24 protein-coding genes are annotated in these 26,301 nt (G+C 47.6%); 9 read left to right on the forward strand and 15 right to left on the reverse strand.

Annotation, left to right across the window (positions count from 1 at the left end):
* Positions 1–67: 67 nt before the first annotated feature.
* A complete protein-coding gene (locus D0C16_RS23460; protein ID WP_151034660.1) occupies positions 68–1,048 on the reverse strand; it encodes a M28 family peptidase in 981 nt (326 codons plus the stop codon).
* Between the two features lie 180 nt (positions 1,049–1,228).
* On the opposite strand from D0C16_RS23460, the gene D0C16_RS23465 reads away from it, so the two are divergent.
* Both D0C16_RS23465 and rlmE read left to right on the forward strand, forming a co-directional pair.
* Entirely contained in the window at positions 1,229–3,730 is a 2,502-nt protein-coding gene (locus tag D0C16_RS23465) for an esterase-like activity of phytase family protein (protein WP_151034661.1), read from the forward strand.
* Between the two features lie 151 nt (positions 3,731–3,881).
* Positions 3,882–4,502: a 23S rRNA (uridine(2552)-2'-O)-methyltransferase RlmE gene (gene rlmE / locus D0C16_RS23470; protein ID WP_151034662.1), complete on the forward strand. Its 621-nt coding sequence runs from the start codon at positions 3,882–3,884 to the stop codon at positions 4,500–4,502.
* Positions 4,503–4,516: 14 nt separating this feature from the next.
* On the opposite strand, the gene D0C16_RS23475 is transcribed toward rlmE, so the two are convergent.
* Positions 4,517–5,569 (reverse strand): helix-turn-helix domain-containing protein, encoded by a 1,053-nt coding sequence (locus D0C16_RS23475; protein WP_151034663.1) that lies wholly within the window; start codon positions 5,567–5,569, stop codon positions 4,517–4,519.
* Between the two features lie 146 nt (positions 5,570–5,715).
* Here D0C16_RS23475 and D0C16_RS23480 point away from each other — a divergent pair, with 146 nt between their 5' ends.
* Positions 5,716–7,248, forward strand: a complete 1,533-nt coding sequence (locus D0C16_RS23480; protein ID WP_191968606.1) for an amidohydrolase family protein — start codon at positions 5,716–5,718, stop codon at positions 7,246–7,248.
* A gap of 22 nt (positions 7,249–7,270) precedes the next feature.
* On the opposite strand, the gene D0C16_RS23485 is transcribed toward D0C16_RS23480, so the two are convergent.
* From D0C16_RS23485 to D0C16_RS23495, 3 genes are all read right to left on the reverse strand, one after another.
* Positions 7,271–9,367 carry a TonB-dependent siderophore receptor gene (locus tag D0C16_RS23485; protein WP_151034665.1) on the reverse strand — a complete coding sequence of 699 codons (2,097 nt, stop codon included), beginning with the start codon at positions 9,365–9,367 and terminating at the stop codon, positions 7,271–7,273.
* Between the two features lie 58 nt (positions 9,368–9,425).
* Entirely contained in the window at positions 9,426–10,961 is a 1,536-nt protein-coding gene (locus D0C16_RS23490) for a PepSY domain-containing protein (protein WP_191968607.1), read from the reverse strand.
* An 83-nt stretch (positions 10,962–11,044) separates the two neighbouring features.
* On the reverse strand, positions 11,045–11,653 hold the full coding sequence (locus D0C16_RS23495; protein ID WP_151034667.1) for a hypothetical protein: 609 nt from the start codon (positions 11,651–11,653) through the stop codon (positions 11,045–11,047).
* A 256-nt stretch (positions 11,654–11,909) separates the two neighbouring features.
* On the opposite strand from D0C16_RS23495, the gene D0C16_RS23500 reads away from it, so the two are divergent.
* The gene (locus D0C16_RS23500) at positions 11,910–13,439 is read left to right on the forward strand and encodes a hypothetical protein (RefSeq protein ID WP_151034668.1); all 1,530 of its coding nucleotides are present in this window, start codon (positions 11,910–11,912) and stop codon (positions 13,437–13,439) included.
* Positions 13,440–13,443: 4 nt separating this feature from the next.
* On the opposite strand, the gene D0C16_RS23505 is transcribed toward D0C16_RS23500, so the two are convergent.
* The 4 genes from D0C16_RS23505 to D0C16_RS24285 all read right to left on the reverse strand — a co-directional run bounded on the left by D0C16_RS23505 (position 13,444) and on the right by D0C16_RS24285 (position 15,504).
* On the reverse strand, positions 13,444–13,860 hold the full coding sequence (locus tag D0C16_RS23505; protein ID WP_151034669.1) for a cupin domain-containing protein: 417 nt from the start codon (positions 13,858–13,860) through the stop codon (positions 13,444–13,446).
* 188 nt (positions 13,861–14,048) lie between these two features.
* Positions 14,049–14,858: a polysaccharide deacetylase family protein gene (locus tag D0C16_RS23510; protein ID WP_151034670.1), complete on the reverse strand. Its 810-nt coding sequence runs from the start codon at positions 14,856–14,858 to the stop codon at positions 14,049–14,051.
* Positions 14,859–14,941: 83 nt separating this feature from the next.
* Positions 14,942–15,310, reverse strand: coding sequence for a hypothetical protein (locus D0C16_RS23515; protein WP_151034671.1), 369 nt, complete (start codon positions 15,308–15,310; stop codon positions 14,942–14,944).
* A 47-nt stretch (positions 15,311–15,357) separates the two neighbouring features.
* The gene (locus tag D0C16_RS24285) at positions 15,358–15,504 is read right to left on the reverse strand and encodes a hypothetical protein (RefSeq protein ID WP_191968608.1); all 147 of its coding nucleotides are present in this window, start codon (positions 15,502–15,504) and stop codon (positions 15,358–15,360) included.
* A 251-nt stretch (positions 15,505–15,755) separates the two neighbouring features.
* On the opposite strand from D0C16_RS24285, the gene D0C16_RS23520 reads away from it, so the two are divergent.
* Together D0C16_RS23520 and D0C16_RS23525 are read left to right on the forward strand one after the other, a co-directional pair.
* Positions 15,756–16,772 carry a transporter gene (locus tag D0C16_RS23520; RefSeq protein ID WP_151034672.1) on the forward strand — a complete coding sequence of 339 codons (1,017 nt, stop codon included), beginning with the start codon at positions 15,756–15,758 and terminating at the stop codon, positions 16,770–16,772.
* A 165-nt stretch (positions 16,773–16,937) separates the two neighbouring features.
* On the forward strand, positions 16,938–17,267 hold the full coding sequence (locus D0C16_RS23525; RefSeq protein WP_151034673.1) for a type 1 pili tip component: 330 nt from the start codon (positions 16,938–16,940) through the stop codon (positions 17,265–17,267).
* Here the strand turns inward: D0C16_RS23525 and D0C16_RS23530 are convergent.
* Together D0C16_RS23530 and D0C16_RS23535 are read right to left on the reverse strand one after the other, a co-directional pair.
* On the reverse strand, positions 17,264–18,550 hold the full coding sequence (locus D0C16_RS23530; protein ID WP_225318833.1) for an MATE family efflux transporter: 1,287 nt from the start codon (positions 18,548–18,550) through the stop codon (positions 17,264–17,266). The genes D0C16_RS23525 and D0C16_RS23530 overlap by 4 nt on opposite strands.
* 50 nt (positions 18,551–18,600) lie before the next feature.
* Positions 18,601–19,149, reverse strand: a complete 549-nt coding sequence (locus tag D0C16_RS23535) for a TetR/AcrR family transcriptional regulator (protein ID WP_151034675.1) — start codon at positions 19,147–19,149, stop codon at positions 18,601–18,603.
* A 132-nt stretch (positions 19,150–19,281) separates the two neighbouring features.
* Between D0C16_RS23535 and D0C16_RS23540 the strand changes: the two genes are divergently transcribed.
* Positions 19,282–19,947 (forward strand): glutathione S-transferase family protein, encoded by a 666-nt coding sequence (locus D0C16_RS23540; RefSeq protein WP_151034676.1) that lies wholly within the window; start codon positions 19,282–19,284, stop codon positions 19,945–19,947.
* Between the two features lie 46 nt (positions 19,948–19,993).
* On the opposite strand, the gene D0C16_RS23545 is transcribed toward D0C16_RS23540, so the two are convergent.
* The 4 genes from D0C16_RS23545 to D0C16_RS23560 all read right to left on the reverse strand — a co-directional run bounded on the left by D0C16_RS23545 (position 19,994) and on the right by D0C16_RS23560 (position 22,747).
* A complete protein-coding gene (locus D0C16_RS23545) occupies positions 19,994–20,407 on the reverse strand; it encodes a biopolymer transporter ExbD (RefSeq protein ID WP_151034677.1) in 414 nt (137 codons plus the stop codon).
* A gap of 3 nt (positions 20,408–20,410) precedes the next feature.
* Positions 20,411–21,127, reverse strand: coding sequence for a MotA/TolQ/ExbB proton channel family protein (locus D0C16_RS23550; protein ID WP_151034678.1), 717 nt, complete (start codon positions 21,125–21,127; stop codon positions 20,411–20,413).
* Between the two features lie 50 nt (positions 21,128–21,177).
* Complete coding sequence (locus D0C16_RS23555) at positions 21,178–21,816, reverse strand: energy transducer TonB (RefSeq protein WP_151034679.1); 639 nt, start codon at positions 21,814–21,816, stop codon at positions 21,178–21,180.
* Between the two features lie 106 nt (positions 21,817–21,922).
* Entirely contained in the window at positions 21,923–22,747 is an 825-nt protein-coding gene (locus tag D0C16_RS23560; protein WP_151034680.1) for a PEP-CTERM/exosortase system-associated acyltransferase, read from the reverse strand.
* Between the two features lie 214 nt (positions 22,748–22,961).
* On the opposite strand from D0C16_RS23560, the gene D0C16_RS23565 reads away from it, so the two are divergent.
* Positions 22,962–24,245 carry a hemolysin family protein gene (locus tag D0C16_RS23565; RefSeq protein ID WP_151034681.1) on the forward strand — a complete coding sequence of 428 codons (1,284 nt, stop codon included), beginning with the start codon at positions 22,962–22,964 and terminating at the stop codon, positions 24,243–24,245.
* A 189-nt stretch (positions 24,246–24,434) separates the two neighbouring features.
* Positions 24,435–26,294 carry an ATP-binding protein gene (locus D0C16_RS23570; protein WP_151034682.1) on the forward strand — a complete coding sequence of 620 codons (1,860 nt, stop codon included), beginning with the start codon at positions 24,435–24,437 and terminating at the stop codon, positions 26,292–26,294.
* The last annotated feature ends 7 nt before the right edge of the window (positions 26,295–26,301 follow it).

The raw sequence follows: 26,301 nt of genomic DNA on the forward strand, positions 1-26,301 counted from the left end.
TACGCGGGATTACGCAGGTGATCCACTCTGTTTTATCGGGAGGTATTCTTAATCGTGAGGGGCATAACTATTGGTTGTCTAATGTCTGGATGTACTTGAAAACACCATAAACTACCCGGGCCATTTGCTCATAATCAAGCTTTTCATAAGTGTCGCTGGCGTGATGATAGTGACTATTTCTATAGAAAGAGGTATCGGTCACCATGACTGCCGGGTAGCCATGAAACCAATAATTCCTATGGTCTGAGAAATCTATACCAGTGACCTGGCTGGGAGCATTAATAGAATAGGCATCCAGATCGGTGTATTTATTGATAGCCGCTTTTAACGGAGTAGCCTGGTTAGCCAATAATTGATCCACTATGGCAATAAAATTTCCCCTGTTGGGATAAAACAAATTCAGCAGAGGAATGGGAAATGATTGGGAGTTTGGTTGCTCTGAAAAGTAGCCAATCATTTCTAACGAAATCATTAGTTTTACGTTCAGGTTATTTTTACGCAGCGATGCTGCATGCACAAAACTACCCATGAATTCGGAATCAAAATAAGGTGGCTCTTCCAGTGTGTAGGCAACCAACTGAACTTTGTGTGTTAGATTTGCTCCTTGCAATAATTTCCCCAGTTCAATTAAGCCTGCCACACCGCTGGCATTATCATCGGCAGCGGGGTGTTCGCCGTAGGCATCGTAGTGAGCACCAATAACAATTACTTCCGTTGTATTAGGGCCAAATTCTGCAATAACATTTTTGAAGTCTGTGTTCTCTACCTGATAGGTTTGATAGTTGACGCTGGTTGAGTATTGTTCAAGTTGGGTCTTTATATACTCAGCCGTTGCGTTTAAATTGTTTGGGTTTTCACTATCCCGTGGAATAGCATTTTGGCTAAGAAAAATAACCCTACGCTTAAGGTCTTCAGGGTTTATAAATGAGAGAGTTTCATCTGTAGTGGATTTCGTAAAAGCGGGACGGGCAATTGCCAGCCAAAGTAAAAAAATTATTGCCCCGAGAACTAATAAAATTCGTAACAAAGATTTAGCGAGCCTAACCATTATTTCTCCGTTGTAATAAAGCTGTATTTTGTTGGTCTTAACTAAGCATCAAGTCCACCTGCTGCTAAATGGCCATGGATTGTCATCAAAGCTTCATCCAATAGCAATCTTCCCGTCACAAATCGTCACCATCCTTGCGGGCTTCTGTCTTCGTAATCAACCTTTTTGAAGGACAAACCCATGCAATTTACACGAAAACTATTGCCACTGATGCTAGTGGCGAGCTTGCCAATATTGATGACCGCCTGTGGTGGTGACGATGGTAAAAATGGCACCAATGGTACTAACGGCACTAATGGCAGCAATGGCGCTAATGGTTCTAACGGTGCAAAAAGTTTACTGAGTCAAACGGTACTTGCCGCCGGCAATGCCCAGTGTTTTAAAGGTGGAGTGAAAATTGAAAGTGGTGTGGATGCCAACAACGACAATACTCTGCAATCTACTGAAGTTTCCCAAACCACGTACCAGTGCGATAAAAGTGTAATCAATACGCAGATGAATTTTAATCGCGTGGCGACTCTGCCCAGTTGTATGCAAATTAATGCAACTTGTAATACCAATGATGTTACCGCGGCAGAAATTGTAGCGGCAAGTACCGATGGTATGACTCTGGTGTATACCGATAGCCCTAAAAACCAAATCGGTTTTGTTAATATCGCCAACCCCGCGCAACCCAAAGCAACTGGTGTGCTCGCGATGGGTGGCGAGCCAACGTCTATTGCTGTGAAAGGTGCGAATGCTCTGGTTGCCGTAAATACCTCAGCGGATTTCGTTAACGTATCTGGCAAATTGGCAATTGTTGATATAGCAACCAAGACTCTGGTTCATAGCATTAATCTTGGTGGTCAACCGGATTCTGTAGCAGTCAGCCCCGATGGGAAATATGCGTTGGTTGTGATCGAAAACGAACGCGATGAAAGTTTAAATGGCGGTGTTCCTCCACAATTGCCAGCGGGCAAATTAGTGATCGTGGATTTGACCGCAGCAGCGCCAAGCGCATGGACCACGCGCGACGTAAATTTAACGGGAATTGCTGCACTTTATCCGTCTGACCCGGAGCCGGAATATGTCGACATCAACGCTGACAATATTGCGGTGGTAACGCTGCAGGAAAATAATCACATTGCGTTAATCAATCTAGCGACTGGTGAAGTCATTCGTCACTTCAGTGCCGGTAGTGTCGACCTCGTCAATGTGGATTTAACTGATGATCGCCCGGCAGTTATTAAACCAGTGGAAGTACAGAAAGCGCGCTTGCGTGAGCCGGACGGCGTGAGTTGGATTAACACTGATTATTTTGCGACTGCCAACGAAGGCGATTTGAATGGTGGTACACGTGGGTTCACGGTATTTAACAAAATGGGCGAGGTGGTTTGGGATTCAGGTTCCGAATTGGATGACCTGGCAATTCGCTTTGGCCACTATCAAGATCGTCGTTCCGATGCTAAAGGCAACGAGCCGGAAAATATTGAGTTGGGCGTGTTTGGTAACGAACGTTTCCTGTTTGTAAATTCCGAGCGTTCCAGCTTGATTTTTGTGTACGACTTGGCTGATCCGAAAAAACCTGTGTTTAAGCAAGCCTTACCAGCTACTGCAGCACCAGAAGGTGGTTTGGCAATTCCTGCGCGCAATTTGTTAGTGGTTGCGTCTGAGAGCGATTTGCGCAACGTCGCCATTCGCGCCGGCATTAATATTTATTCGTACAACACGCAAGCGCAGAAATATCCAACGGTGCAATCTATTAATCGCCCGGATGGCAACCCAATTCCCTGGAGCGCGCTCTCGGCGTTGTCGGTGGATGCTTACAATACCAACACGCTTTATTCCATCGAAGACAGTTTCTTTGGTCAGAATCGAATTTTCACACTGGACGTTAGCAGTAAGCCCGCGTTGATTGTGGGCGAAACAAAAATTTGGGATAGCAACAACGTTTTTGCAAATTCAGGAATTAATGCGGGTTTACCAAGCTTTTCCAATGCGGAATTAGCAGCAATGATCAATGCGGATAAATCGGTAAACCTTGACCCTGAAGGTTTGGCGAAAGCGAGTGATGGCGGCTTTTGGATTGCATCGGAAGGCTCTGGCGCGGCGGCGGACGCAAAATCCAGCAACCTGATTTTTAAAACCGATGCGTTCGGAGTAATTCAATCAGTTATTGGGTTGCCAACCACCGTAAATGCGTTGCAAACCAATAATGGTTTTGAAGGTATTGCCGAATACAACAACAGTTTGTATCTCGCCTTCCAACGCGCCTGGGGTGCTGAAACCAATCCGCGCATTGGTATTTATGACCTGGCCAGCAAAACCTGGAAGTTTGTGTTTTATCCGCTGGATGCCTATAACTCGCAATATGCGGGTGGTTGGGTAGGTCTGTCGGAAATCACTTCATTGGGCAATGGTGAATTTATGGTGCTGGAGCGCGATAACCGCGGCGGCCCGGATGCATCCATCAAGCGCCTGTACAAAATTAATTTGCAGGCGGTGACCGACGGTCAAACCATTACCAAAACCCTGATCAAAGACATTAAACCAGTGTTGGGCGGCACTACCGGTCCGCTGTTGGAAAAAGTAGAAGGCACCGCGGTTATGGCAAATGGCTATGTCTACATAGTGACCGACAACGACGGCGTGAATGACCACAGCGGTGAAACCCAGCTGATTAATCTGGGTAAGTTGTTCTAATAACAGTTTGTGTTGCGTGAGTTAGGGGGAGCTTCGGCTCCCCTTTTTTATTGGATTCGGAAAATATGGTTATAACGCGATGCTTTTTGTTTTATCGCTATCAACCCCTTACAATGCTGTGGTTTTCCGCTTCTCTATTGAGTTTTACTCCATGGCCAGATCCAAAAGTAGTAACCGTTGGTTGGACGAACACGTCAATGATCCTTATGTTAAAAAAGCGCAGATTGACGGCTATCGCGCGCGCGCGGCGTATAAGCTGATCGAGCTGAACGATAAGGATAAATTGATTCGCCCCGGTGCATTGGTCGTGGATCTGGGTTCGGCGCCGGGCAGTTGGTCGCAAATTGCCGGGCGTTTGGTGGGGGTAAAGGGCAGGGTAGTCGCCTCGGATATTCTGCCGATGGATTCGTTGGAGCACGTGGATTTTATTCAGGGTGATTTCACCGAAGAAGCTGTATTCGACCAGATTATGGAAAAACTCGGTGAGCGCAAAGCGGATGTAGTTATCTCTGATATGGCTCCGAATATCAGCGGCGTAGATGCGGTCGATCAAGCCTCGTCTATGTACCTTGTTGAACTCGCCCTCGACATGGCACGTCGCGTGTTAAAGCCCAAAGGCGATTTCGTTGCCAAGGTATTTCAGGGTGAAGGCAGCGATGAATACATCAAAGAGGTAAAAACGTCTTTTGAAAAAGTATTAATTCGCAAGCCTGCCGCGTCACGCCCGCGCTCGCGTGAGGTTTATGTGGTGGGCAAAGGCTTTAAGCAATAAAAAATTACACTAATTTATTGTTCTTGCTGTTGCTTGCGGTATTCACTGGGTGAAACACCAGTGACCCGCTGAAACTCTTTGTTGAAGTTGGATTTGGTGCTGAATCCCGCTTCCAGCATAAGTGTGGTGATGGGCATTTGTTCCGCTTCGATTAATAATTTCTGCGCCGCTTTCACTCTGCAATCATTGAGGTATTGAGAGAAGCTGCCGCCATAGATGCGGTTAATCGCCTGGGATATTTGACGGGCGGGAATCACCAGGATTCGACCCGCCTGATCCAGCGTAATACCACCTTCCTGTTTATAGAGTTGTCGTTCCATAACGACACGCTCCCAACGTTCGAAAATGGCTTTGGCTTCATCCTCCCCCAGATTTTTTACTTTGCTAGAGCGCAGGTCTTGCAATGCGTGCATCCATTCCAATAATGGGGCACGAATAATCACCATTAACAGGGTGACGATATGGAAAAGTAAAAAAATCGACGAGCCAATTAAAACAGAAATAGAGTTGGAGGGATTAGTACCATGGCGTATTTCCACATATGCGCTAACTTCCACAACCAGATTAATAGCGATCAATACCCCAAGTACAAACAACCACCGATAGGCGGAATCGGCCAATTGTCCGAGTGGGGCCAAGCGAACCCTGGCACCTATTAGCAAACGAATCACCACGACCAGGTAGAGTGTGAAACTGCCAATAATGAAATAATCAATTGTCCAAAGCAGGGGCGCTTTCGATAACCAGAGCACAAGTACAAAGAGTGCGGGCAAAAAATGCAGGATGCGGATTTTTGCTGAACGCATTTCGCCCACCAGGCTCGCGTAATAAAAGTAAATCGCCGGACCCAGAGCCATGGCGATGGTGGCCCTTAAAAGTATCGCCAGCTCCCATCCAAAACTCAGGATCAGCACCGCCAAAAAATTCTGCAATGCATAAAGTCCGTAGTTAATACCCAGCAAACGGGAGGGCCGGGTTTGCAATTTGGGTGAAATTAAAAAACCCAGGGCCAACAACAAACACAGAATCGCGGCCGATAAATAAATGTGTATAAGGCTTTCTTGCATGCCGATTCCCAAGCACAAGGTAGTTTTTTGGTGGATTTGAGTCGATTTTACCTATTTTCGGGTCCTCAATCGCGTTTCAGGTCGTTATCCCTAGGGTTTATTACCAAAATCCGCATCAACATTGTGTTTAATTGATGGAGCCGGAAATGACGAAACTGAAAAGCAGTCACCTCGTTTTACTTGTTTGCAGTCTGATTAATCTCTTCTCTGTGAGGGCGCAAGCCAATAACCATGATTCTGAATCGCTCGTTATTCGTGCTGTCACTCTGGTGAATGCCGACGCAACACTGAGCAAAAAACCACAGAACGTATTGATCCGTCACGGCAAAATTCAAGCGATTGGAACCCGGGAGTTTACGGCTGATAAGGTAATCGATGGGCACGGGCAGTATTTGATTCCCGGCTTGATTGATAGCCATGTTCACTTGCGCGGCGTGCCGGGGGTTCCTGATGGTGAGTTAGCGCATTCGGATTTTTATCAGGAGGCGTTGGCACAAATCCCAAAAAGTTACCTTTATGCCGGGTTTACCACGCTGCTGGATCTAGTAAATACCAAAGCGTTTATCGACAGCTGGAACCAGCAGCCCCTCGCTCCTCGTGCTCATTATTGTGCGCCGGTGCCCATTCCCAAGGGTTATCCTATAGCAGTAATTCCTGAAGAGGCGTTACAAAAGGTGGATGTGGCGCGTTATTTTTTACATGACCGCCATGCGCATCCTTCGACGGAGTTGGCAGACCCAGCTGCGCACACGCCTGCCCATCTAATCGAAGCCATGCAAAAGGACGGCGCGCGCTGCGCGAAAATTTTTTATGAAAAAGGCTTTGGCAAGGTCAGAAACTTACCCGTTCCCAGTGAAGCCATAGTGCGTGAGCTGGTGGCTGAAGCGCATAAAAAGCAGCTACCAGTTTTTCTGCACGGCAATTCGCTGGAGTCTTACGAGTTTGCTTTGGCAACCGGCGTGGATATGTTGGTGCATGGTTTATGGAATGCGCAACCAGCGACAACGCCGGGTGAGTTGCAACGGATTGCACAGCGCTTGATTGACGCAAAGATTGCCGTGCAGCCTTCAGTGCAGGTTATTTACGGGGAGCAGGAGTTGTTGAACCCCGCTTTTTTTCACCAGCCCAGCCTGCGCCATTATATGCCCGGGAAATTAATTGACTGGTATCAAACGCCAGCGGGGCAGTGGATGAAAAATGAGATTGGCAGTTACCTGGGTGAAACCGCGTCACTGACAGACGAACAAAAATACCAGCAAATAAAAACGGTTTATCAACCACTACTAACCCGTGTCCAGCAAGTAAGCCAGCCGCTAAACCAACATGCGTTATTGATATTCGGCAGCGACACCCCAAGCGGTCCAATTTATACCCAGTTTCCTGGTTTGAATGGTCGAATGGAAATGGATCGGTGGCAAGCAATGGGAATCCCGCTAGTGGATTTGTTTAAAGCATTGACTATTGGCAACGCTAAACGTTTGGGCCTGGAGCGGGAGATTGGCAGCATAGCGACGCACAAGCAGGCAGATTTATTACTGCTTGGTAAAAATCCCCTGCAAGATATTACTGCTTACGATGCGATTAACTGGGTCATTTTGCGCGGCGAACCTATTTCGCGCGAAAGCTTGTCGGCGCAAAACTTGAAATTTATCAAGGTGCATACAACACCAGAGTCGTGAAGACTCTGGCATAGTTTGGTAGTTAGAACTTGTAATTTGCACCAATGGCAAAATTTGCTGGTGCACTGTAGTAGCCGACGTTGTACAGCGAGGTCAGATATTTTTCATCGGTGATGTTATTGGCATTAAGCTGGATATCAAATGCATCAGTAACATCCCACGCGGCGAATAAATTAATAGTGGTGTAACTGGATTGTTTAAGCAGGGTGCCGTCTTTCTGGATATCGGATTGGTAGCGAATACCGGCACCTAATCGCCATGCAGGAAAACTCGGTAGTTGTGACGAGTAAGTGATATTCGCCGTCTCGCGCGGTACCCATTTATAAATGTCTTGTCCGCTTTCGCCTTCAAGATCGAGCGACGTTAAACCTAAAACTAACTGGTCATATTCGGTGAAACTGCCAATCAATTCCAGCTCGGTACCTTCAGAATAAACATCTACACCCGCGTAATAATATTGACCTTTGTCGTTGAGCCCAGCGTAAGTGCCCAGGTCTTTTTGATCGGCTTTAAAGCGCGCGAGTGTTGCCATCAGGTTTTCAGTCAGTTCCCAGCGCACGCCAACTTCGTAATTAACGCCTTGCGAAGGGGCCAGATATTGCTCATTAAAATCTTTTTGATCTTGTGGCTGGTAAATATCCGAGTAACTTGCGTAAACCAATACACTGTCGGTAATGTCGTACGTCAGCCCAACATACGGACTAAGTTCGCGCTCTGTTTGATCAAAAGGTGCGCCATAGCTTTGTCCGTCACGCGAATATTCCGCTTGGTTAAAGCCCAATATACCGGTGAGCGAATCAGTGAGGCTTAATTTAACTGAACCATAAACACGTTCCAGATTTTGGAAGGTTGCGCCTTGCAATATTTTAGCGCCCCACTGAGGTTCCGGGATTGCGTCCCAGTCATAGGGAAATACTGGCAATGGCCCGGCAGCGGGTTCGGTTGCCGCGTGGGGGCGTTGCGACGAATAGTATTCGCTATCGCTGTAGCTATAACCTAAAACCAGTTGATGTTCGCGCCCGCCTAAATCGAAGGTACCATTTAAAGCGAGATCAACCAGATCTTCTTTATTTTCATCTGGCCAATTACCTGGCCAACCCATTAAGCCCAAGCCGGTTTCTTTATCGATAGATCCAATCACATAAAATAATTTGTCCATGCTTTCGGATTCGCGGTAGTTATAAGTGGCTTTTGCATTCCAGCTGTTGGAGAAATTGTAAACATACTCTACAAATGCACTGTCATTGCGTGTGTCCCACATAGTCCAGCTTTGCGCCGTTGAACTGTCGCGCGGGAATTCTGCCTGGGTGCCATCGGTGTAGGTCAATACCAACGCGCCCCACATATTACCCTTGGATTCATTTTTCTGATGGGAAAAGCCGGTCGTCAAGGTAGAGTTTTCCGTGAGCTGCCCATCGACAACACCGTACAAAAAGACGCGGTCATTTTCGTAGCCGCGCAACCAGGAATCTTTATCTTCGGCGGCAACGACTACCCGGCCTGCCCATTCACCAGATTCGGTAAATGGTGTTGAGTAATCCGCTTGTACGCGACGGAAATCAAATGAACCTGCACTCACGCCAAGGCTGCCTTCCTGTTCATTGGTGGGGCGCTTGCGTACATAATTGATGGTGCCGGATGAATTGCCGACGCCGGTTAATAAACCGTTAGCGCCGCGAATAACTTCCAGCTTTTCGTAGGCGAAGGTATCCATTTCGCCAGTGACGATACCCCAGCTGTTGGGCATGCCTACGCCGTCGATCTGAGTGTTCTTAATTTCAAAACCGCGCGACATGTAATTGGTACGGTTGGTTTCCCAGGCTTCCACCTGAATACCGGTAGCAAGCTTCAACGCATCATTTAGGTTGTTAACACCGAAATCATTCATTAATTCGCGCGAGATGACGCTGATGGACTGCGGTGTTTCTTTGAGTGTGAGATCCAAGCCAGTGGCGCCCTTGCTGGTGCGATTGTCGCGCACACCGGTGATAAATACTTCTTCAACGGCGTATTCCGCTTTTTTTGCTGCTGGTTTCTTTTTTGCGGCGCTATCCTGTGCTTGGGTTGCCACACTAATGGCAAGGCACAGTGGTGCCAGGGCAAATGCTTTGAATTGCATAATGAGTCTCTAAACAGTGGTTTTTAAGGGGGGTTAATTGCAACAATAAATCGGAGGCTTAATCCGCAACGGAAGGCATTTCAGTCACTGCGTTTTCTTGTTCCTTTGATAATGAACGGCGATTTAACGTCGATCCCAGTCCTAGCCCCAATCCCAGCAGTGCTACGGCAATAACAAATAAAATATTGATCAATAAACTGGCGTCACTGAATGAATTGCTGCCAAATTTAATAACGTGGATAACCAGGATCAGCACGATGCTCGCGATAAGCGCAAGGCGTAAACTTATCGAAAGTATTTGGCGATTAGTGATGGCTAACGCTGCAATAAAAATGAGTAAACTGCTGCCCCAGAAAACGGCGACCAATTGCGTTGACCACCAGACGTCCACCAGTAAACTGATCGCAATGGCTAACGGGAATCCCCACACAACAGCGAGCCAGCTTCGTTCCAATTTCGGATAGGTATTGCCTGCTTGTTGCTGACGACGAAACCAGATATTCATACCGGTCGCACACATAAAACACATGCCTAGGCCTAGAATGGCGTACAACATTTTTACCGGTAAGCCGCCGAAATGGCCGAAATGAAGGCGATAGGTGGATGCATAAATTTGCATGCCGATATCGCCATCGGGCCAGTTGAGGTGTTTTATTTGTTCGCCGTGCAGATTAAATTGAAACGCGTCGTACCAAACTAAGCGGTCGGGCAAATAAGCGCCCAGCTCCACCGTTTGGGCGGTAGTTTCGGGAAAATGAATGCTGAAATAGTAGGGCAGTAAATCGGGATGTTCGCGCGTAAATTTTTCCAAAATTGGCGCCACATTCATAAACGGCGCGGCAACATTAGTTGCTTCGGGGTGAGGTAAATACAGTTCGCTGGTAATTTTTGTCGTGTCACCTTTAAAAAAGCTGCTGGCGAAAACGAATAAAATAATTTGCGACAAACCAATCAGTGCACCGGTAATGGCGATGGCCAACATAAAGGGTGTACTCCACACGCCTATACGGTTATGCAAATCTACTTGCTGTTGGCGCTGGCCACGATTAATACGCAAGGAAAAAGCATTCTTGAAAATAGTTGGATGCGCAGCAATTCCGCTGATAATCATGCCGACCAGAACCATCCCGATTACACCAACCACTACCATGCCCCAAATGCCGGGAATGGTGAGGGCGTAATGGAGTTTCACTAAAAAGTGAGTCCATTCGTGATCTACTTTTTCACCGAGTGTGCCATCGGTATTCACAAAAAACTGCGCTTCAATCACGTCGATATGGCCGCCGACACTAAAACGTGGCATTTCAACAGTGGGGAGTCCAACCCAAATATCTTCAAAGGGTTTTGCATCCGGATTATGTTGTTTATGCCAGTCGAGCAAATTCTCCAATCCCTTCTGAATTGCGATTGGATCTGCGTGTGTTGTCTCGTGAATCTGCGGCTGTTCCCAGCGCTCAAAATCGGGATAAAAAACGGATATAACGCCGGTTATACAGACTAAATAAAGTAACGCCGCAATAAACAATCCCAATCCTGAGTGTGCGTTAAGACTAGCGCGTACAGTGTTAGCAGATAACTTAAATAACTTTGACACAGTTGCTTTCTCTCGAAATATTGTTTAGCCGGCCGTGCGCTAATTTTTTGTTTACTAATGGCAATTGATTCACTGCCTGCCAATCAGCGGGTTAAAAAAAATACCGGTGTAAATAACAATCCACCCAAGGTAATTCCTGCAAAATACATGGCGGGCTTGAGCAGTGAGTCGTTGGCTTTGCTCCACACCATCAACGCAGGCCAAAGCACCATTACCAGCAGGGCTGCAAACACAGTGCGATTGATCACACTGCCTTCGAGTAAAGAAAAAAGGGCGAGAGCGACACCAATGGCTGCAGCGAATGACAGCAATCCCACGACGAGTATCTGTAATAGCACCTGACCGGTTTGATTGACCCGGGTGCTGGCAGGCACTGCAGGTGAATTGGCTGTGCGTACCGGCTTTTGGCGCCCCTGAATATTCCAGTCACGCCATGGTGTAGTCATGGCAATCCAGAGTAGGGCGATAAAACCCGGCAAAATGGCAGCTATTGCCCAACCGCGATCCAGACTTAGCGCTATGCCCAATGGCCAATGCACCAGTAACAGGGCAATCCAGCCCAAGCTAATCAATGACCAGTTGCGCGCGGGCTTTTGCCAAGCGCGGTAGAGCAATGCGATGCCAATTATCATGACTGCCAGCCCCAGGATTAAGGGCCAAGGGTTGAGGTTGGATAAGAACCAGGAGCTCATGGGCAGATCCTCTCGGGTTGGTTGTAAGTCATTTTACGAGTGAAATAATCATTTGATAGTAATTATCATTTGTATGTCTGTGCTAGTCAATGAAAAACACTATCCAATGAGAATATTTCTTATATTAAAAAAGATGGGGGGCAGCTTGGTTATTGCGTGGAGTCTTGCTATGGCGCTCAACTATTTTTAATCCCGGCCGATAAACGATAGTTATTAGCAGTGAAACGCTGGATGAAATAGGCCACGGAGATTTGATATGCAAGTTACTGCGACCCCTACCTTTGTTGCACCCGCTTCTGCACAATCGACCTCTGTGAAGCCCGCGGACGCGAATGAGGCAGGCATTACTGCTACCATTACACCAGCCGCGAATGATCAGATCAGCTTCCAGGCGCGAGAAATGCCAGTCACTTATGATCAGGCTCCGGTATTTATCAGTGGGCTGCGTGACAATAAAGCCAAAGGGCAAGCAGCCTTATCTCTTTCAAACAATCTACTGAGTTCGCTCAACGCGGCCAGTGCGAAAAAGGCCACGCTATCCATCAGTAGTGTTTTTGGTCAGATAGCTGCACTGAGTCGTGAAACAACAGAATTCCGCAATGAAGCGCGGCGCTTGCAGGTAACGCAAGAACAGGCAGTAAAGAGTTCTTCCCCGAATTTTGGCTTACAGCCAACATCGGATAATCAGTCTGTGCGCTTGAGTGTTAAGACTAAAGACGGCGATCAAATTCACATTGAGTTGTTGCGTAGAAATATTGGCGTTATTGGCAGTACATTGGAGTTTTCGTTTAAGGTGGATGGTTCACTGAGAGATGCTGAACAAAAGGCCCTTGGGGAACTCGCGGAAAAATTGGGGCAAATGGGCGATGAATTTTTTCGGACGGATACCACGCAACTGCGCAATTTGAAAGACATAGATACCAGCGTCATTAGCAGTTTTAGCTTTACACTGAAGCGCCCGGCACCCAGGGATACTTTTGTCGAGCATAGCTACGAATTCAAAGTAAACGAGCAGACACAAACGCAAACCTTGAGCGCGAGTGATGTGCGTGGTTATAAGGTGGATATTACTACCGACCTGCATACATTGGCGGAGAGCAGTAACGCAAATGCCAATGCGCTTGAGCCTTACCTTGAGATCATTCGCCAGGCAACGGATGATGCCAATATGGACAATAAATCGCGGCGTTTTATTTTGGATGCATTTTCGTCCATGTTTGATCAATTCCTTTACGTCCCTAAAACGTTGGAAACGGATACTGCGATTGACGCGACTCGCGCCTCGTTCGATTCAGGCTTGCCTGATTTTACCGCGAGTATTAGTTCGAAGGTTGTTCATAATCACGAATTCTACGCGCAAGCCGCTATGCTGAAGTTAACGCTGGAACAGCAAACACGTGTGGAGTCTTATGCTGATACGACCTTGATCAAACAGGAATCCAGTTTTGAATTAGTAAATAATCGCTTTGAAGGCATCTTTGACATTGAAAATCGCGAGATCAGTAACCCTGATTATCGTTACATCACTGAACATCGCTCTGGAAATGTTACACGCACCCTGTCCATGACAGAGGACAGGGTTAACAACTTGCTGCTGGAACAGAATTTGGAGGCGAGCAAAACAGTGAGTGTGTTTCACAATTATAAGTTAGTCGATACGGACACTGACGAATTCTCTGATCACAAATTAAAGCATTTTACTGAGGAGTTGTTGGCGTTAAACGCCAACAAACAATTTATTGCGATTAATGAATTGCTGGCGGATACAAAAAATATTTCATTTTAAGATGTTAGCGTCCGGTATCACCAGGAGGGTGCTCATTAAACCAGGCAACAATTTGCGGCATATGTTGTTCAAAATTTCCGGGCGCTGAAAAATTCAGTACACCGGCACGTACCGGGCCTCGATTTTCAAAGTCGTGTGTTATTCCTCCGGGGGCAATTACAAAAGAACCCTTGGGCGCATCTACCCATTTATCGCCGAGCAAAAAACTCATAGTTCCTTCCAGCACATAAAACACATCATCCTCGCTATGGGCGTGTGCGCCGGGGCCAGTGGTGTAAGCTTCCAGCCACCACTCTGAAATTGAGTAAGCGCCCGCCGTTTCATCGCCATCGGCTTTGAACGATGCGAATATTCTTCCCATGTTATAAGCGCGCCCGGCGCCCGGCGCCAACACCACGGGGGTGCGATTTTCGGAAGACATAGTTATTCCCTCAGGTTGTTTGTTCTCAATCGTTGATGTTAGTTAATCAACTACCACCGTCAATGTATATGAAAATATTGGATGGTGATTGTTGATTATCTAGCCACAAGGCTATGACAGAAAATATGCGGCGCAAAAAATAGCCCGGTCACTGCCGGGCTATTTGGTGGTTAACGTTTTTTGCGCTGTTATTTTTTGGCTTGTTGCTCTTTTACATATTTCATGATGTTGACGAACGTGTCGGTCCAGTAGATATCTTTATTGTCAGCAAGATATTTCAGCAGTTCGTCGTGCGCTTCTTTGGAAGTGACCAGGTGATCTCCGCCAACGCCGTGGAAGGTGAAGTTCGCCATAGTGCCTTTGGCGGCGGCGTCCTTAACTATTGCAATTAACTGCGCACCGGTAACGTTATTTGGGAAGTCTACGCCTACGCGATATGGATCCAGTGTTTTCATATCCGGGGTGACGCCACCGCCCATGGCTTTAAAAGCAACAAATTCACTTTTTAAACCATCAACGTAGTTAGCACCGCCGGCATTCAAATCTATGCAGGGTGGGGTATAGGTGCGCTCGGTTTTGCCGTCTATTGCATGTAAAAACGAGTTGGTCACTTTTACCTGATCTTGCATTTGAGTGACGCTGACTTTATCCAAATCGCGGTCTGCTGCTACCCAGTCGCGCCCCGGGCTGCTTTTAGAGCATTGGTGGAAAATGCTGTGGTTGCCCAATTCATGCCCTTCTTTAGCGGCTTTGCGCCATTCTTCCAAGCGGGTATTCAGCGTGGGGCTGACCACGTTCAGGTAAAAAGTACCTTTGAGCTTGTATTTGTTCAGCGTCGGGATAGCGTTATCCAGTTGGCTGTCCAGTGCATCGTCATAGGCCAGGTTTACCGCTGCTTTGGCACCGTTGGGCCATTTGAAAGCGGTATCGGCCGCATTGACTTGGGTGCTTAGTCCAAACATCAGGCCCATCGCCAGGGAGAGAGTTTTTAGCTTCATAGGGGTTAACTCGGCAGTTAAGGTTATTGTGATTTTTGGTTCTAGGATACTAGTCAACCCGATAACACCCGGCCAGCGTATTTTCAAAAATTAAATAAACTCTTTTCGGTGTGGCCCAGTAGCTCACCTCCGCAGTACATACATTTTTTGTGGTTGATGGAGTTTTGCATCTTGCACTTTACGCAGGTGAGCTTGCTCTCCTCGCGGGTGCGGCGCGTTTGTATAACCTCCTGGATGCTGGCTGCCAGGTCTTCATTGGTCAACTTGGTGCGCTTGTTCAGCAGTGTCCAGAGGGCTTCGGTGACTAGCGATAGGTTGGTGAGTTTGCTTTCCAGCTTGCGGATGCGCTCACTGTTATCGTCGGATTCCGTATGGGTGTCACGGATTAGCTTGCGTGTTTCGTTATCCAGGTCAGTAATACCTATATTACCCAGATCTAAGTTGTCATTCATAGTTGGTCTTCCCGAGTCAAAACTCGGGAGACTATAACGGTTGTGTGTTAGATCGAAAAGTAGTTTGCAGAATTGAGTAGTGCGATGGAAACACTCAGCGACAGGGCCGTGATTGCGTAGACCAAAATCCAGGATGCGGTGTCTGAGTCTGCCAAGAGTCTCAGTTGGTTGGAAAGGCGTTGTAAAACGTTCATAGTCTCGCTCCTTGTGGTTACTACAACCTGTTCTCCCATTTCCATCGATGGCGTGATTGGGGAATGTTCATTCAGTATAAGTATCCAGATTTGGCAAGGCTGTACGCAGTCGCACATAAAACGTGTGAGATATTCCCCTGACTTTTGGTGGCAACGGCAACGCTATTCATGGGTGGAGTAATTGTTGCTAACTATCTTAATAATTCGAGCATATTATTTCTGTCTATGATGACACTGATGATGGAGTGAGTATGGCCAATCCGTTTGCGAATTATGGTACCGATCAGCATGGAGTAATTTGTGGATTCCTGATAACACCGGACGGGCCGGCGCGAGAATTGGATAGTAATCAGGCGCGTGATTGGCTAAGTCTCACTGACGTAGAGAGGGGTGCAGGTTTCTTGTGGCTTCATTTCAATCTCGCGCATACGGGCTCACTTAAATGGATGCACGCACATGGCAATTTGCCGGATGAGTTTTTTGACACCTTGCACGAGGACTCACACTCCACTCGCATTGAATTGGTTGAGTCATCACTACTGGCAGTAATCAACGATTTTCATTACGACTTTTCCCTCGAGGCGTCCGAAATTGCCACCCTTTGGTTGAGTGTTCATCCGCGCCTGGTTATTTCCGCGCGCGCCAAGCCCCTGCGCTCAATTGACGCTTTGCGTGAAGCGGTAAAGCACGGGCAGATCATCCGTTCACCTATCGAATTATTAGTGCGATTGTTGCATCAACAAGAGAGTGTGCTGGTGGATATATTGCGCAGTGTTACCCAGCGAGTTGATCAGGGCGAGGACCGTTTGCTCTTGGGTAAGCTTGGTGTTACTCGCGCAGAGCTGGGTGGTTTGCGGCGTTTGCTGGTGCGACTGCAGCGATTTCTTGCTCCGGAACCTGCATCCTTGTTTCGTATGTTACAGCTTCCTCCGGCGTGGATAGATGACGTGGATCGGCAAGAATTACGCCAGTCTACGGAGGAATTCACCGTGGTGTTGCGCGATATGAACGCACTACAAGAGCGAATTAAATTATTGCAGGAAGAATTGGCGGCGCATGTAAATGAACAAAACAATCGCAGCCTTTACGTGTTAACCATCGTGACTGTGTTGGCCTTGCCCATCAATATTACAGCTGGCTTGATGGGAATGAATGTGGGTGGAATTCCACTGGCTGAATCGGCACACGGGTTTTGGCTAGTGGCGGGCTTGATATTAAGTGGCACCAGTTTTGCCGCCTGGTTGGTATTTAAAAAGCGCAATTCCTAAGCTGTAGTTGATAAGTTCATAACAATGACGCAGCGTGAGTTTGTGCGTTATATAAAATCAATTGCGAATCACATTTTTATAATTCTCAACCCATTTTTAGCACGCCGTTGGGAAATGTTTGGCTACACTGAAACCGAAGGGTGAGTTAATCATGTCGAGGTGATTATGTATTTAAAACAATTGGTTGAGCATTGGGAAAACCATGCGCATGGTAATTTAACCAAAGAGACTTACCATGTCCGTTTGACAGTGGAGGACGCATCAAAATTGGATGCCTTGGCGGAAATGTATCCAAAGCGTTCCAAAGAACAAATCATTAGCGAATTATTGTCCGCTGCACTGGGTCAATTGGAGGCTAGCTTTCCTTATATCCAGGGCACTAAAGTGGTCGCAACAGATGAGCTGGGCGATGCAATTTATGAAGATGTTGGCCCCACACCGCGCTACCTGACATTGGCTAAAAAGTATTTGGCACAGCATAAATTAACCAATTAATCTAATTGCCGGCGCAACCCGGCGTAGTAATAAGCCAGGGTTGCCGCCCGTGCGACGACGTAAACGATAAAGGCGATCCATAATCCGTGATTGCCCCAGAGTCGGCTCATCCCCAAAGCGCACGCAATAAAAATTAGCAATGAGAAAAATGATGCATTACGCATCTCCCTGCTGCGCATAGCGCCAATAAAAATTCCATCCAGTTGAAACGCCGCAAATGAAACCAGCACATAAATAGCTGCATAGGGTAGGTAAGTGCTGGCGGTTGTGTGTATCGCGCTAATGCTGGTTAAATTGCTGATTGCCGCAGTACCACCAAATGCAATTAGCAACATTAAGCATAATGCGGTGCAGGCGGCTATTTGACTGGATACGGTGATCGCGCGATTGAAAAATGGTTGATTGCGCGCGCCTATCGCTTTTCCTACCAGCGACTCCAGTGCGAATGCAAAACCATCCAGAAAAAATGCAGAGAAAGCGATAAATTGCAGCAGAATATGGTTGGCGGCGAGCGTGGTATCACCAAAGCCTGCGCCCTGATTGGCAAAATAGGCAAACCCGCTCAATAAAAACAGGGTACGCCACATAATATCGGCATTGGTGCTGAGCGTTTTCATCAAGGCCGCGCGATTTAATACTGATGACCAATTCCAGACTGGCTCATTGGGTTTACTCAATAGAGTAAATACCATAAATAAACCGGCAATGGCACAGCTCCATTCGGCGACGAGTGTTCCCCAGGCAATTCCACGGACACCCCAATCAAAACCTACTACAAACAAAACATCCAGCAGCAAATTTATGCCGTTTAAAAAAAGCTGCAACCAGAGTAACTGTCTGGTTTTTCCCAGTCCAATCAAGGTGCCCATTATGGCATAGGTGGCGAGTGTGGCTGGTGCGGCCCAGATGCGAATATCCCAATAGATTTTTACTTGGCTTTCCACCGCATCGCTGCCATTCAGTAGCCAGAGGGCCGTGTGAATTAGCGGAACTTGCAGCGCTATTAGTAGCAGGCCGATGCATCCGCCCGTCAATAATGCCCGACCAAACACGGCAGTAACCTCCCGGTGATTTCCCGCACCGGCAGCCTGTGCGGTAAAACCCGTAGTGCTCATGCGCAAAAAGCCAAAGGCCCAATACACGAAATTAAATACCAGTGAACCTAATGCAATTGCCCCCAGGTTACTGGTATCGCCGGTGTGGCCGATGACAGCGGTATCTACTAACCCCAACAGCGGCACCGCCATATTGGCAAGAATTATCGGCACGGCCAGGCGTATCATGCCCCTGTGTGTAATTGTCGACTCGTTCATGAATTAGATTTGTCAGTTGTTTATTGTGCGTGAATTGTCTTTGCCGCTCGTCCGCTGAGGTGCAGAATTTTTTTGGCGAGAGTTTGGTCTGTCAAGCTGCGCGCCAACGCCAGGCCGCCAATCATTAACACGGATTGCAACAGAACAGTGTTGGGGTCGCTGCGATCTTTTTTGTTCAGGTGATGTGTAAAGCCTTTAAACAGGCGAGTATAGATTTGCTTGACCCGTTCATCGTCGTGCGCGACATCACTGACCAAACACGCGAGTGGACAGCGAATGTCGGGAGAATGCAGGTGCGCTTCACTCAAATAGCTATCGACAATGTGATCCAGATGATTGGTATCTTCACTAAAGCGCTGTGCAGCGGCTATGCCTGCACTCAATATAGCTTCTTCATATAACTCAATTTTTGAATTGAAATGCGCGTAGAAAGCGCCGCGTGTCATGCCGGCAGCGAGCATTACTTCATCTATTCCAACTTGATTAAACCCTTTTCGAGTAAATAATTCAGCAGCAGCGGCCAGTATGCGTTGACGCGATTCGAGCTTATGGGATTCTTTCCAAGCCATAGTGTCGCCTCTCCACGAGCGATAACAATAATCAAAATATGTTCTTGATCATATTATAGCGGGGGCAGATGATTGCCAAGGCTGGCCAGGCATTCTTACGTGAATTACCAAGGAGCTTAATAGGAGCTATTTATGAATCAGCTACAGATGAATCATTCACTGCATATTGTTGGTGTGCAGTTCAGTGCGTTTACTCGCGTAGTGCAATTTTGTTGTGAAGAAATTGGCCTGAATTACACCTTGGGTCCGGTGGTAAATGGTCAGGAATACCGAATGGGTAGCCAGGCGATAAAACCCTTGAATCCATTTATGAAAATGCCGGTATTGTTAGACGATGGGCGAGTGCTTTACGAAACCCAAAGTATTTGTCGCTATTTGGATAACACCTACAATCAGGCGCGTTTGCAAACGTCAGACCCCTGGCAAAAAGCACAAGTGGATCAGTGGTGTGCAGCTATCACCGCCTATGTCGATAAAGTCATCGTACGCGATTATTTGTTGGAATTTTTATTTCCCAAAGGTGAAAACAACAGCGTGCGTATGGATGTAGTGACTGCGTCAATCCCCGCTGTACTTAACCTTGTTGACGTTCTTGAGCGGCAATTAGGTGAGCGAGAATTTTTGGTTGGGGGCCAATTTACCCTGGCCGATATAATGCTGGCACCGGCCCTGACGTATCTTATTGGTGGGCCAAACAATGCTGATTTGGTAAAAAATGGAAGTGTGTTGCGCAATTATGCGGCGCAAATTCTGGCGCGCCCGACGGCAAAAAATGTATTCATCCCAATCGTTCGTTAAGGTGAACATTAGTGCAGATATGCGAGTTCTGAAAAACACAACCCGGCTAGTTACCGGGTTCTGTTACAAAGCCTAATTTTAAAATTCCGGCTCGCTGGACCGCAGCCATGGTTTTTATCACGTGTTCATAGGCAGCCGCTTTATCGCCGCGAATATGCACTTCCGGTTGCGGTTTTTTACCCGCTTCAGCGCTGAGGCGAGCTTCCAACTCTTCGTAAGCGATTTGTGTGTCGTTCCAAAAAATAGTGCCTTCAGCATTGACTGCTAAATTTACGGTTTCCGGTTTGATTTCATTTGGCGTGTTGTCTTCACGCGGCAAATCCACTTTTACCGAATGGGTTAACACCGGTACGGTAATAATAAAAATAATCAGTAATACCAACATAACATCCACCAGGGGCGTCATGTTAATTTCATTCATGACTTCGGTATCGTCGTCGAGTCCACCACCAAACGCCATGGCTTAACCCTCTTTACGCGGAGTGAGTTTGGTAATGGTATTTTTATTTTGCAGTGGGCTGCCGGTAATAAAGTAGGCATGCAATTGATGCGCAAAACGGTTCAACTTATTGAGTACGCCCTTGTTGGTACGCGTGAGGGCGTTGTAACCCAACACGGCGGGAATGGCTACCGCTAAACCAAACGCCGTCATGATTAAGGCTTCACCCACCGGGCCGGCAACTTTATCAATACTGGCTTGGCCGCTTACGCCAATACCAACCAGCGCGTGATAAATCCCCCATACAGTACCGAACAAACCGACGAAGGGTGCAGTAGACCCAACGGAGGCAAGAATAGCGAGTCCACGCTGCAAGCGTTCGGCGCTTTCGTCGATAGAGCCGCGCAAACACGCCGTTAACCATTCGCCCAGTGGCAGGTGACCGTGCAAATCTGTTTTGTGATTACTGTGGTGATCCAGCGCCGCTTGACCTTCTTCTGCTAAGTGGCGGAAAGGTGTCGCGCGATCTTCGCCCAGTGTCCGCAAGCCTTCTGCAAAGCTTTGTGCGTGCCAGAAATCATTTAAACCCTGTGCAGATTTACGCAAACGCAACAAGCCCCAGGCGCGCACGACTATCACCCACCAACTGGCGATGGACATAGCTAACAAGATAACAGCCACGCCTTTAATTAAGGCATCGCCTTGTGCCCAGAGGGCGGTAATTCCGTAGGGTGAATCCATAACAACCTCGTTGTTTTGTTGTTCAGTGAAATAGTTGTTGTAGCGATAATTTATTTGGGCGGGCGAATGCCGAACTCAAAGGGAATTTCGTACCGGTAGTCGATGGCGATTCCTGCCTGGCTGGCAGGGATAAATCGCCAGCGTTTTATGGCATTAACGGCAGCCATGTCCAATCGCTTGAAGCCGCTTGATTCCTTGATTTTTACCTCACCGACGCTGCCATCGGCTTTTACCAGTATCTCCAGGGTCACAGTCCCTTTTTCACCTAATCGGCGGGATATGTCGGGATATCCGGGGGCCGGGTTGTTGAGTTCGCTAGCATCCGCATTCGGTGGTAATACCGGTGCTGGCCGTGGCTCAGCGGGCTTTTGTGGTTCGGCCGGTGTTTCAACGGGCGGCGGCGGTGGCGGCTCGGGTGCTTTTACGGCGCGCTCGGATGGCGGTGCCTTAGGTAAGGGTTTAGGCTTCGGCACCGGCTTTGGTTCCGGCGGGGGTGGTGGCGGAGGCTCAGGCGGTGGAGGTGGTGATGGTTCTTCAGGTGCGGCCATAACAATGGCCCCTTGAATAGTAGGCACTACCACTTCAATCGGTTTTGGCTCGGTGCGCGCCATAACCACGGCGGCAAGAATGCCGGCATGCAGACCTATCACAAGCAGAAGTGAGGAGAGAGACGCGTTTTTGGATAGCATGCTGGGTAAGGAAAAGCCGGAAGTGTGAAATAATGTTGAAAATTTCTCTAATAGTAATTCCTCTCATTATCAAATGCAATCAAGATTCCGTTGGTATTCGCTCTTTTCACGCAGGCGGATAAAAAAGCGCGTTCTGGATAATCCCCAGCAGTTTGCGGTAGCCGGGTGATAGGCCGGGTTTAATCTGACGTGAGTCTATGTAATAGGGCGCGCGCTTTCCGTGGTATTCGATTACCGGCCCTATGGGTTGAAAGTAGATGCCGACAAAACTCAGGCTGCGAGCCAGGCGTGGCTCCATCATCACAAACACATGGAAACGGCGTGTTCGATAAGTCATAGCAATGGCGGACATGTACAAGCTAATTGCGATATAAGGAAAGAAGCGCAGTTCCTGAGCGGAAAAACTGGCTTCATTGATTGCACCGGTGGCACCGCCCTCAAATTGGTCGACCTGACGTTTACGAAAGCTTGCGGGTACTGCCAGACGGGAGATTTCGCAGATTTCCCGCGGTAAGAACCGATCCGGGTGCAGGTCGCTGTTCGTTAGCGCCTGGCCGCAAAATTGTTGGATTGGTAACTGCTCGGTAAGCGAATTGCTAGTAATCAGGCGCAGTGTCCCCGCCAGGTTTTGCGAGCTGAGGTGACGAATACAGCAGTGAATCGCGCGCTCATCGAATTCATCCGTTTCTATCTGATCCGGTTTTTCCTCTTCAAAGTGCAATTCCTCGCAATAGACCTGATGACGGAGTGCGTAGACCTCACGTTTCAAATGGTAGTTGGTCGCGATGCTCGGCTGCAGATATTGGGCAAAGTGATTGGCGATGAGCAGTGCTTCGTCGCTGGCGAGCTGGAAGCGGCTAGCGGTATTGGTTGCCAGCGGTTCGCTGCTGGCAGACTGGGGGCGTTGGTCTGGCGTGCGAAGTGCTTTCATAAATCCCTCGTCCTATTAATCCTTGGGGATGGTAAAGATTTGTCTTTTAAACACACCTCTAGAGTCTAGTCGGGGCTTACCAATGCTGGCGGATCATTTATTTCTATCAAAAGTTCGCCTTATTCAGGCTGTCGCTTAAGAGCACCAGGGTCTTTGCCTGTCACATCAAGATGTTATACTCGGCGTCCCTTGTTGATGAAGTCCCCAGGAATTCATGGAAATTTTTATATTGTTGGGTTTGATTCTGCTCAATGGCTTGTTTGCCATGTCGGAAATCGCCATTGTTACTGCCAAAAAATCCCGTCTCCAAATTCTTGCGGATAAAGGCAGCAACTCGGCGCAAATCGCGCTAAAGCTCGCTGAAGACCCCACGCAATTTCTTTCCACTGTACAAATTGGCATTACGTCAATAAGTCTTTTGAATGGTATTTACGGAGAAAAAATTCTCGCTGAACCTTTCTCTATTTGGTTACAAAGTATTGGAGTTCCCCCCCATCTTAGCGATAACTTCGCTACTGTTTTGGTTGTTGTAGTAGTGACGTATTTGTCGATAGTGGTGGGTGAACTGGTCCCTAAGCGAATTGGCCAGCTGAGTGCGGAGCGTATTGCATGCATTATGGCAAAACCGATGCAATTGCTTGCGCTCGCGACTAAACCGTTTGTTCGTTTATTGTCTGGATCGACGCGTGCGCTCATGCGGGTATTGGGTTTTCACCACAATCAAAACCAGCAGGTTACAGAAGAGGATATCCACGCGATTCTCGATGAAGGCTCCAGCACCGGAATTCTGGAGCAGCAAGAACACACTATGGTGAAAAACGTGTTGCGCCTGGAAGATCGCAACATAGTGTCGTTGATGGTGCCGCGCTCCGATATGGTGTATCTGGACACTGCGCTGACGGTTGAAGAGAACTATCAACGTGTAATGCAATCACCGCACTCACGTTTTCCGGTGTGCACGAAACAAAACGACAATTTAATCGGCGTAATTAACGCAAAAGAATTATTGGCGGCGGCTATTCGTGGTGACAAAGTGAATCTCGCTGAACTTGCCAAGCCATGTCAGGCGGTGCCTGAGAGCCTCACCGCCATGGAGCTACTGGATTTTTTTCGACGCTCGCGGACCCAAATGGTTTTCGTCGTCGATGAGTATGGCGAGTTGCGTGGCTTGGTGACGTTGCAAGATTTATTGGAGGCGTTGACGGGCGAATTTATTGGCGAGGAAGGTGAGGACGCCTATATCGTACGTCGCGATGATGGCTCGCTGCTGCTGGATGGTATGCTCTCTATTGTCGATTTTAAAGATTGCTTGCACATTGATGATTTGCCGGAAGAGAGTAGTTATCAAACGCTCAATGGTTTAATGATGTTGATCATGGGGCGTGTGCCGGCAACGGGCGACAAAATCCAATTAAAAGGTTGGGAATTCGAAATTGTGGATATGGATGGTCGTCGCGTAGATAAAGTTCTAGCTAGCCAACTTTCAGAAGAAGAATAAAAAAATCACTTTTTTCACTTGCGAGCGTCATTGTGAAATGCATTGGCGCTTAATTCACCTGTGATATTGGTCACGTCGCTGAATATTAGTTTCTAGCTCGTCCCTCATCGGGAGTTTTTTGTTCTTCGTTAGCCATGGTTTGTTGAATCAGCTGCTAGAATTCCCCTAACTATATCGGGGGAATCAGGCGTGGGGCCATTAGAAACATTATTGTGGGTTTACCCGCTGTTACTACTACTCAACGGTTTTGTGGCCGTCGCTTTGTGGGTTATTTATCGCAAGGCAATTTTTGGTCTATTGGTAGGGGTTTGGTGCAGTACGCTTTTGAATATTGCGGCGCAAGGGGCGTTGTTAAATTCCACACTCGGTACCGTCCTGGCTTTTTCTTCGTACATTATTACTACTTGGTTTTTATGTCGCATTCTTGCCTTGGTTGCTCATCAGCCTTTTTCGTTTCGTAGCTATTGGTTCATTTTTGGTCTTGCGCTCATAGTCACGCTTGCAATTTATGTTGCCGGGGGAAGTTTTGCGCAGCTCGCATTGGCCACTGCGATTGCAGTGGCGGCGCCGCAAATCAGCTATGCGCTGCAAATACTGAAAAATAAACAAGCCAATACACTGGTGCGTGTTTTTGCCATAGTCCTGTTAATCAATGGCTTACATTTTATTGATTATCCATTTTTACGCCCGATTCCCGAAGCTGCGGTATTTGGTTACACCCTGGTTATTGCGACTAGCATGTTATTTGGCGTGCTATTGCCGTGCATCATCAATAATTTCCTGGCAGATGAATTAACGCGCCAGTTGCGTGATGAGGTTGCCAGCCATCAAAAAACAGCCCATGAACTGGAGCAGGCGTTGGTGATTACCGAGCAATCGTCGCGTGCTAAAACGGTTTTTCTGGCGAACGTCAGCCATCATTTTCGCACGCCGATTAATGGAATCATGGGGTTGAACGATTTATTACTGGGGACGGAGCTTACTGCCAATCAGGAGGAGCTCGCTCGTCATGTGCGCAGCTCCAGCAACGAGCTGTTGAATATGGTCGACAACGTGTTGACCATATCCCAATTGGAATCTGGGAAAGTAAAGCTCTACCCCAAAGCGATTTCTATCCAGCAACTGATTAACGATTTATTCGATCATTACGCGTCCGCCGGTGTGGGGAATGTGCGTCTAATAAATCAGTACCATGAGAGTCATCAGCAATGGATTTACGTTGATGCGCTCAAAGTGCGCCAAATTTGTTTAAACATTATTGATAATGCCTTAAAGCACAGTGAAGGCCACTCAGTAACGATTGGCCTGCATCTAGATTCCGTGACATCCCGGTTGCGCATCGAAGTGACTGATGACGGCGTGGGTATGTCCGCTGATTGTTTAGAAACCTTGATGCAATCCTTTAAACGCGATGCGCAATCCATTCATTGCGGTATGGGCTTGGGGTTAAGCATTGTAAGTGAATTGATTACGTTGATGTCCGGTCAAATTCATTTAGCGTCCTCGCCGGGTCGGGGAATGCGTGTTGAATGTGAAATTCCGGTGGGCATCGTTAGTGGAAAATATGTCACACCGTCGATTGCTGCAGAAAATGCGCGGCGAGATGATCCGTCGAAAAAAGGGAGCTTGCCTCAACCAGCAGTTGTAGATATCGACGATGAGATAAATCGTGCCGGACCCTTGGTATTGGTCGTGGAAGACAACCCGGTTAATCGCATGGTTATTAGCGGGATGTTAAAAAAGCTGGGAGTTGATTTTTGCATGGCAGAGGATGGTGCCCAGGCAATGACACTGTATCAACGCTATAAAAATAATCTGACGTGTATCCTGATGGATGTGCAGCTTCCTGATGCTAACGGTCTCGAGTTGGTAGAAAAAATTCGCAAGGGCGGCGACAAGGTTCCGGTATTGGTTATTAGTGCATTTACCTTTGGCGATGATGAAGCCAAAGCGATGCGCGTGGGGGCTGATGCCTATTTGCGTAAGCCTTATCACTTTGATGAATTTAAAAATGCATTGGGTGATTTGGGGGTTGCGGCGAATGCATAAACTTTTT

Source organism: Cellvibrio sp. KY-GH-1 (assembly GCF_008806975.1).
In the GTDB taxonomy this organism is placed as follows: Bacteria; Pseudomonadota; Gammaproteobacteria; order Pseudomonadales; family Cellvibrionaceae; genus Cellvibrio.

Coding starts and splice junctions, on each gene's coding strand:
- D0C16_RS23460 (WP_151034660.1), bottom strand. CDS start 1,048: ATGGTTAGGCTCGCTAAATCTTTGTTACGAATTTTATTAGTTCTCGGG.
- D0C16_RS23465 (WP_151034661.1), top strand. CDS start 1,229: ATGCAATTTACACGAAAACTATTGCCACTGATGCTAGTGGCGAGCTTG.
- rlmE (WP_151034662.1), top strand. CDS start 3,882: ATGGCCAGATCCAAAAGTAGTAACCGTTGGTTGGACGAACACGTCAAT.
- D0C16_RS23475 (WP_151034663.1), bottom strand. CDS start 5,569: ATGCAAGAAAGCCTTATACACATTTATTTATCGGCCGCGATTCTGTGT.
- D0C16_RS23480 (WP_191968606.1), top strand. CDS start 5,716: ATGACGAAACTGAAAAGCAGTCACCTCGTTTTACTTGTTTGCAGTCTG.
- D0C16_RS23485 (WP_151034665.1), bottom strand. CDS start 9,367: ATGCAATTCAAAGCATTTGCCCTGGCACCACTGTGCCTTGCCATTAGT.
- D0C16_RS23495 (WP_151034667.1), bottom strand. CDS start 11,653: ATGAGCTCCTGGTTCTTATCCAACCTCAACCCTTGGCCCTTAATCCTG.
- D0C16_RS23500 (WP_151034668.1), top strand. CDS start 11,910: ATGCAAGTTACTGCGACCCCTACCTTTGTTGCACCCGCTTCTGCACAA.
- D0C16_RS23505 (WP_151034669.1), bottom strand. CDS start 13,860: ATGTCTTCCGAAAATCGCACCCCCGTGGTGTTGGCGCCGGGCGCCGGG.
- D0C16_RS23510 (WP_151034670.1), bottom strand. CDS start 14,858: ATGAAGCTAAAAACTCTCTCCCTGGCGATGGGCCTGATGTTTGGACTA.
- D0C16_RS23515 (WP_151034671.1), bottom strand. CDS start 15,310: ATGAATGACAACTTAGATCTGGGTAATATAGGTATTACTGACCTGGAT.
- D0C16_RS24285 (WP_191968608.1), bottom strand. CDS start 15,504: ATGAACGTTTTACAACGCCTTTCCAACCAACTGAGACTCTTGGCAGAC.
- D0C16_RS23520 (WP_151034672.1), top strand. CDS start 15,756: ATGGCCAATCCGTTTGCGAATTATGGTACCGATCAGCATGGAGTAATT.
- D0C16_RS23525 (WP_151034673.1), top strand. CDS start 16,938: ATGTATTTAAAACAATTGGTTGAGCATTGGGAAAACCATGCGCATGGT.
- D0C16_RS23530 (WP_225318833.1), bottom strand. CDS start 18,550: ATGATACGCCTGGCCGTGCCGATAATTCTTGCCAATATGGCGGTGCCG.
- D0C16_RS23535 (WP_151034675.1), bottom strand. CDS start 19,149: ATGGCTTGGAAAGAATCCCATAAGCTCGAATCGCGTCAACGCATACTG.
- D0C16_RS23540 (WP_151034676.1), top strand. CDS start 19,282: ATGAATCAGCTACAGATGAATCATTCACTGCATATTGTTGGTGTGCAG.
- D0C16_RS23545 (WP_151034677.1), bottom strand. CDS start 20,407: ATGGCGTTTGGTGGTGGACTCGACGACGATACCGAAGTCATGAATGAA.
- D0C16_RS23550 (WP_151034678.1), bottom strand. CDS start 21,127: ATGGATTCACCCTACGGAATTACCGCCCTCTGGGCACAAGGCGATGCC.
- D0C16_RS23555 (WP_151034679.1), bottom strand. CDS start 21,816: ATGCTATCCAAAAACGCGTCTCTCTCCTCACTTCTGCTTGTGATAGGT.
- D0C16_RS23560 (WP_151034680.1), bottom strand. CDS start 22,747: ATGAAAGCACTTCGCACGCCAGACCAACGCCCCCAGTCTGCCAGCAGC.
- D0C16_RS23565 (WP_151034681.1), top strand. CDS start 22,962: ATGGAAATTTTTATATTGTTGGGTTTGATTCTGCTCAATGGCTTGTTT.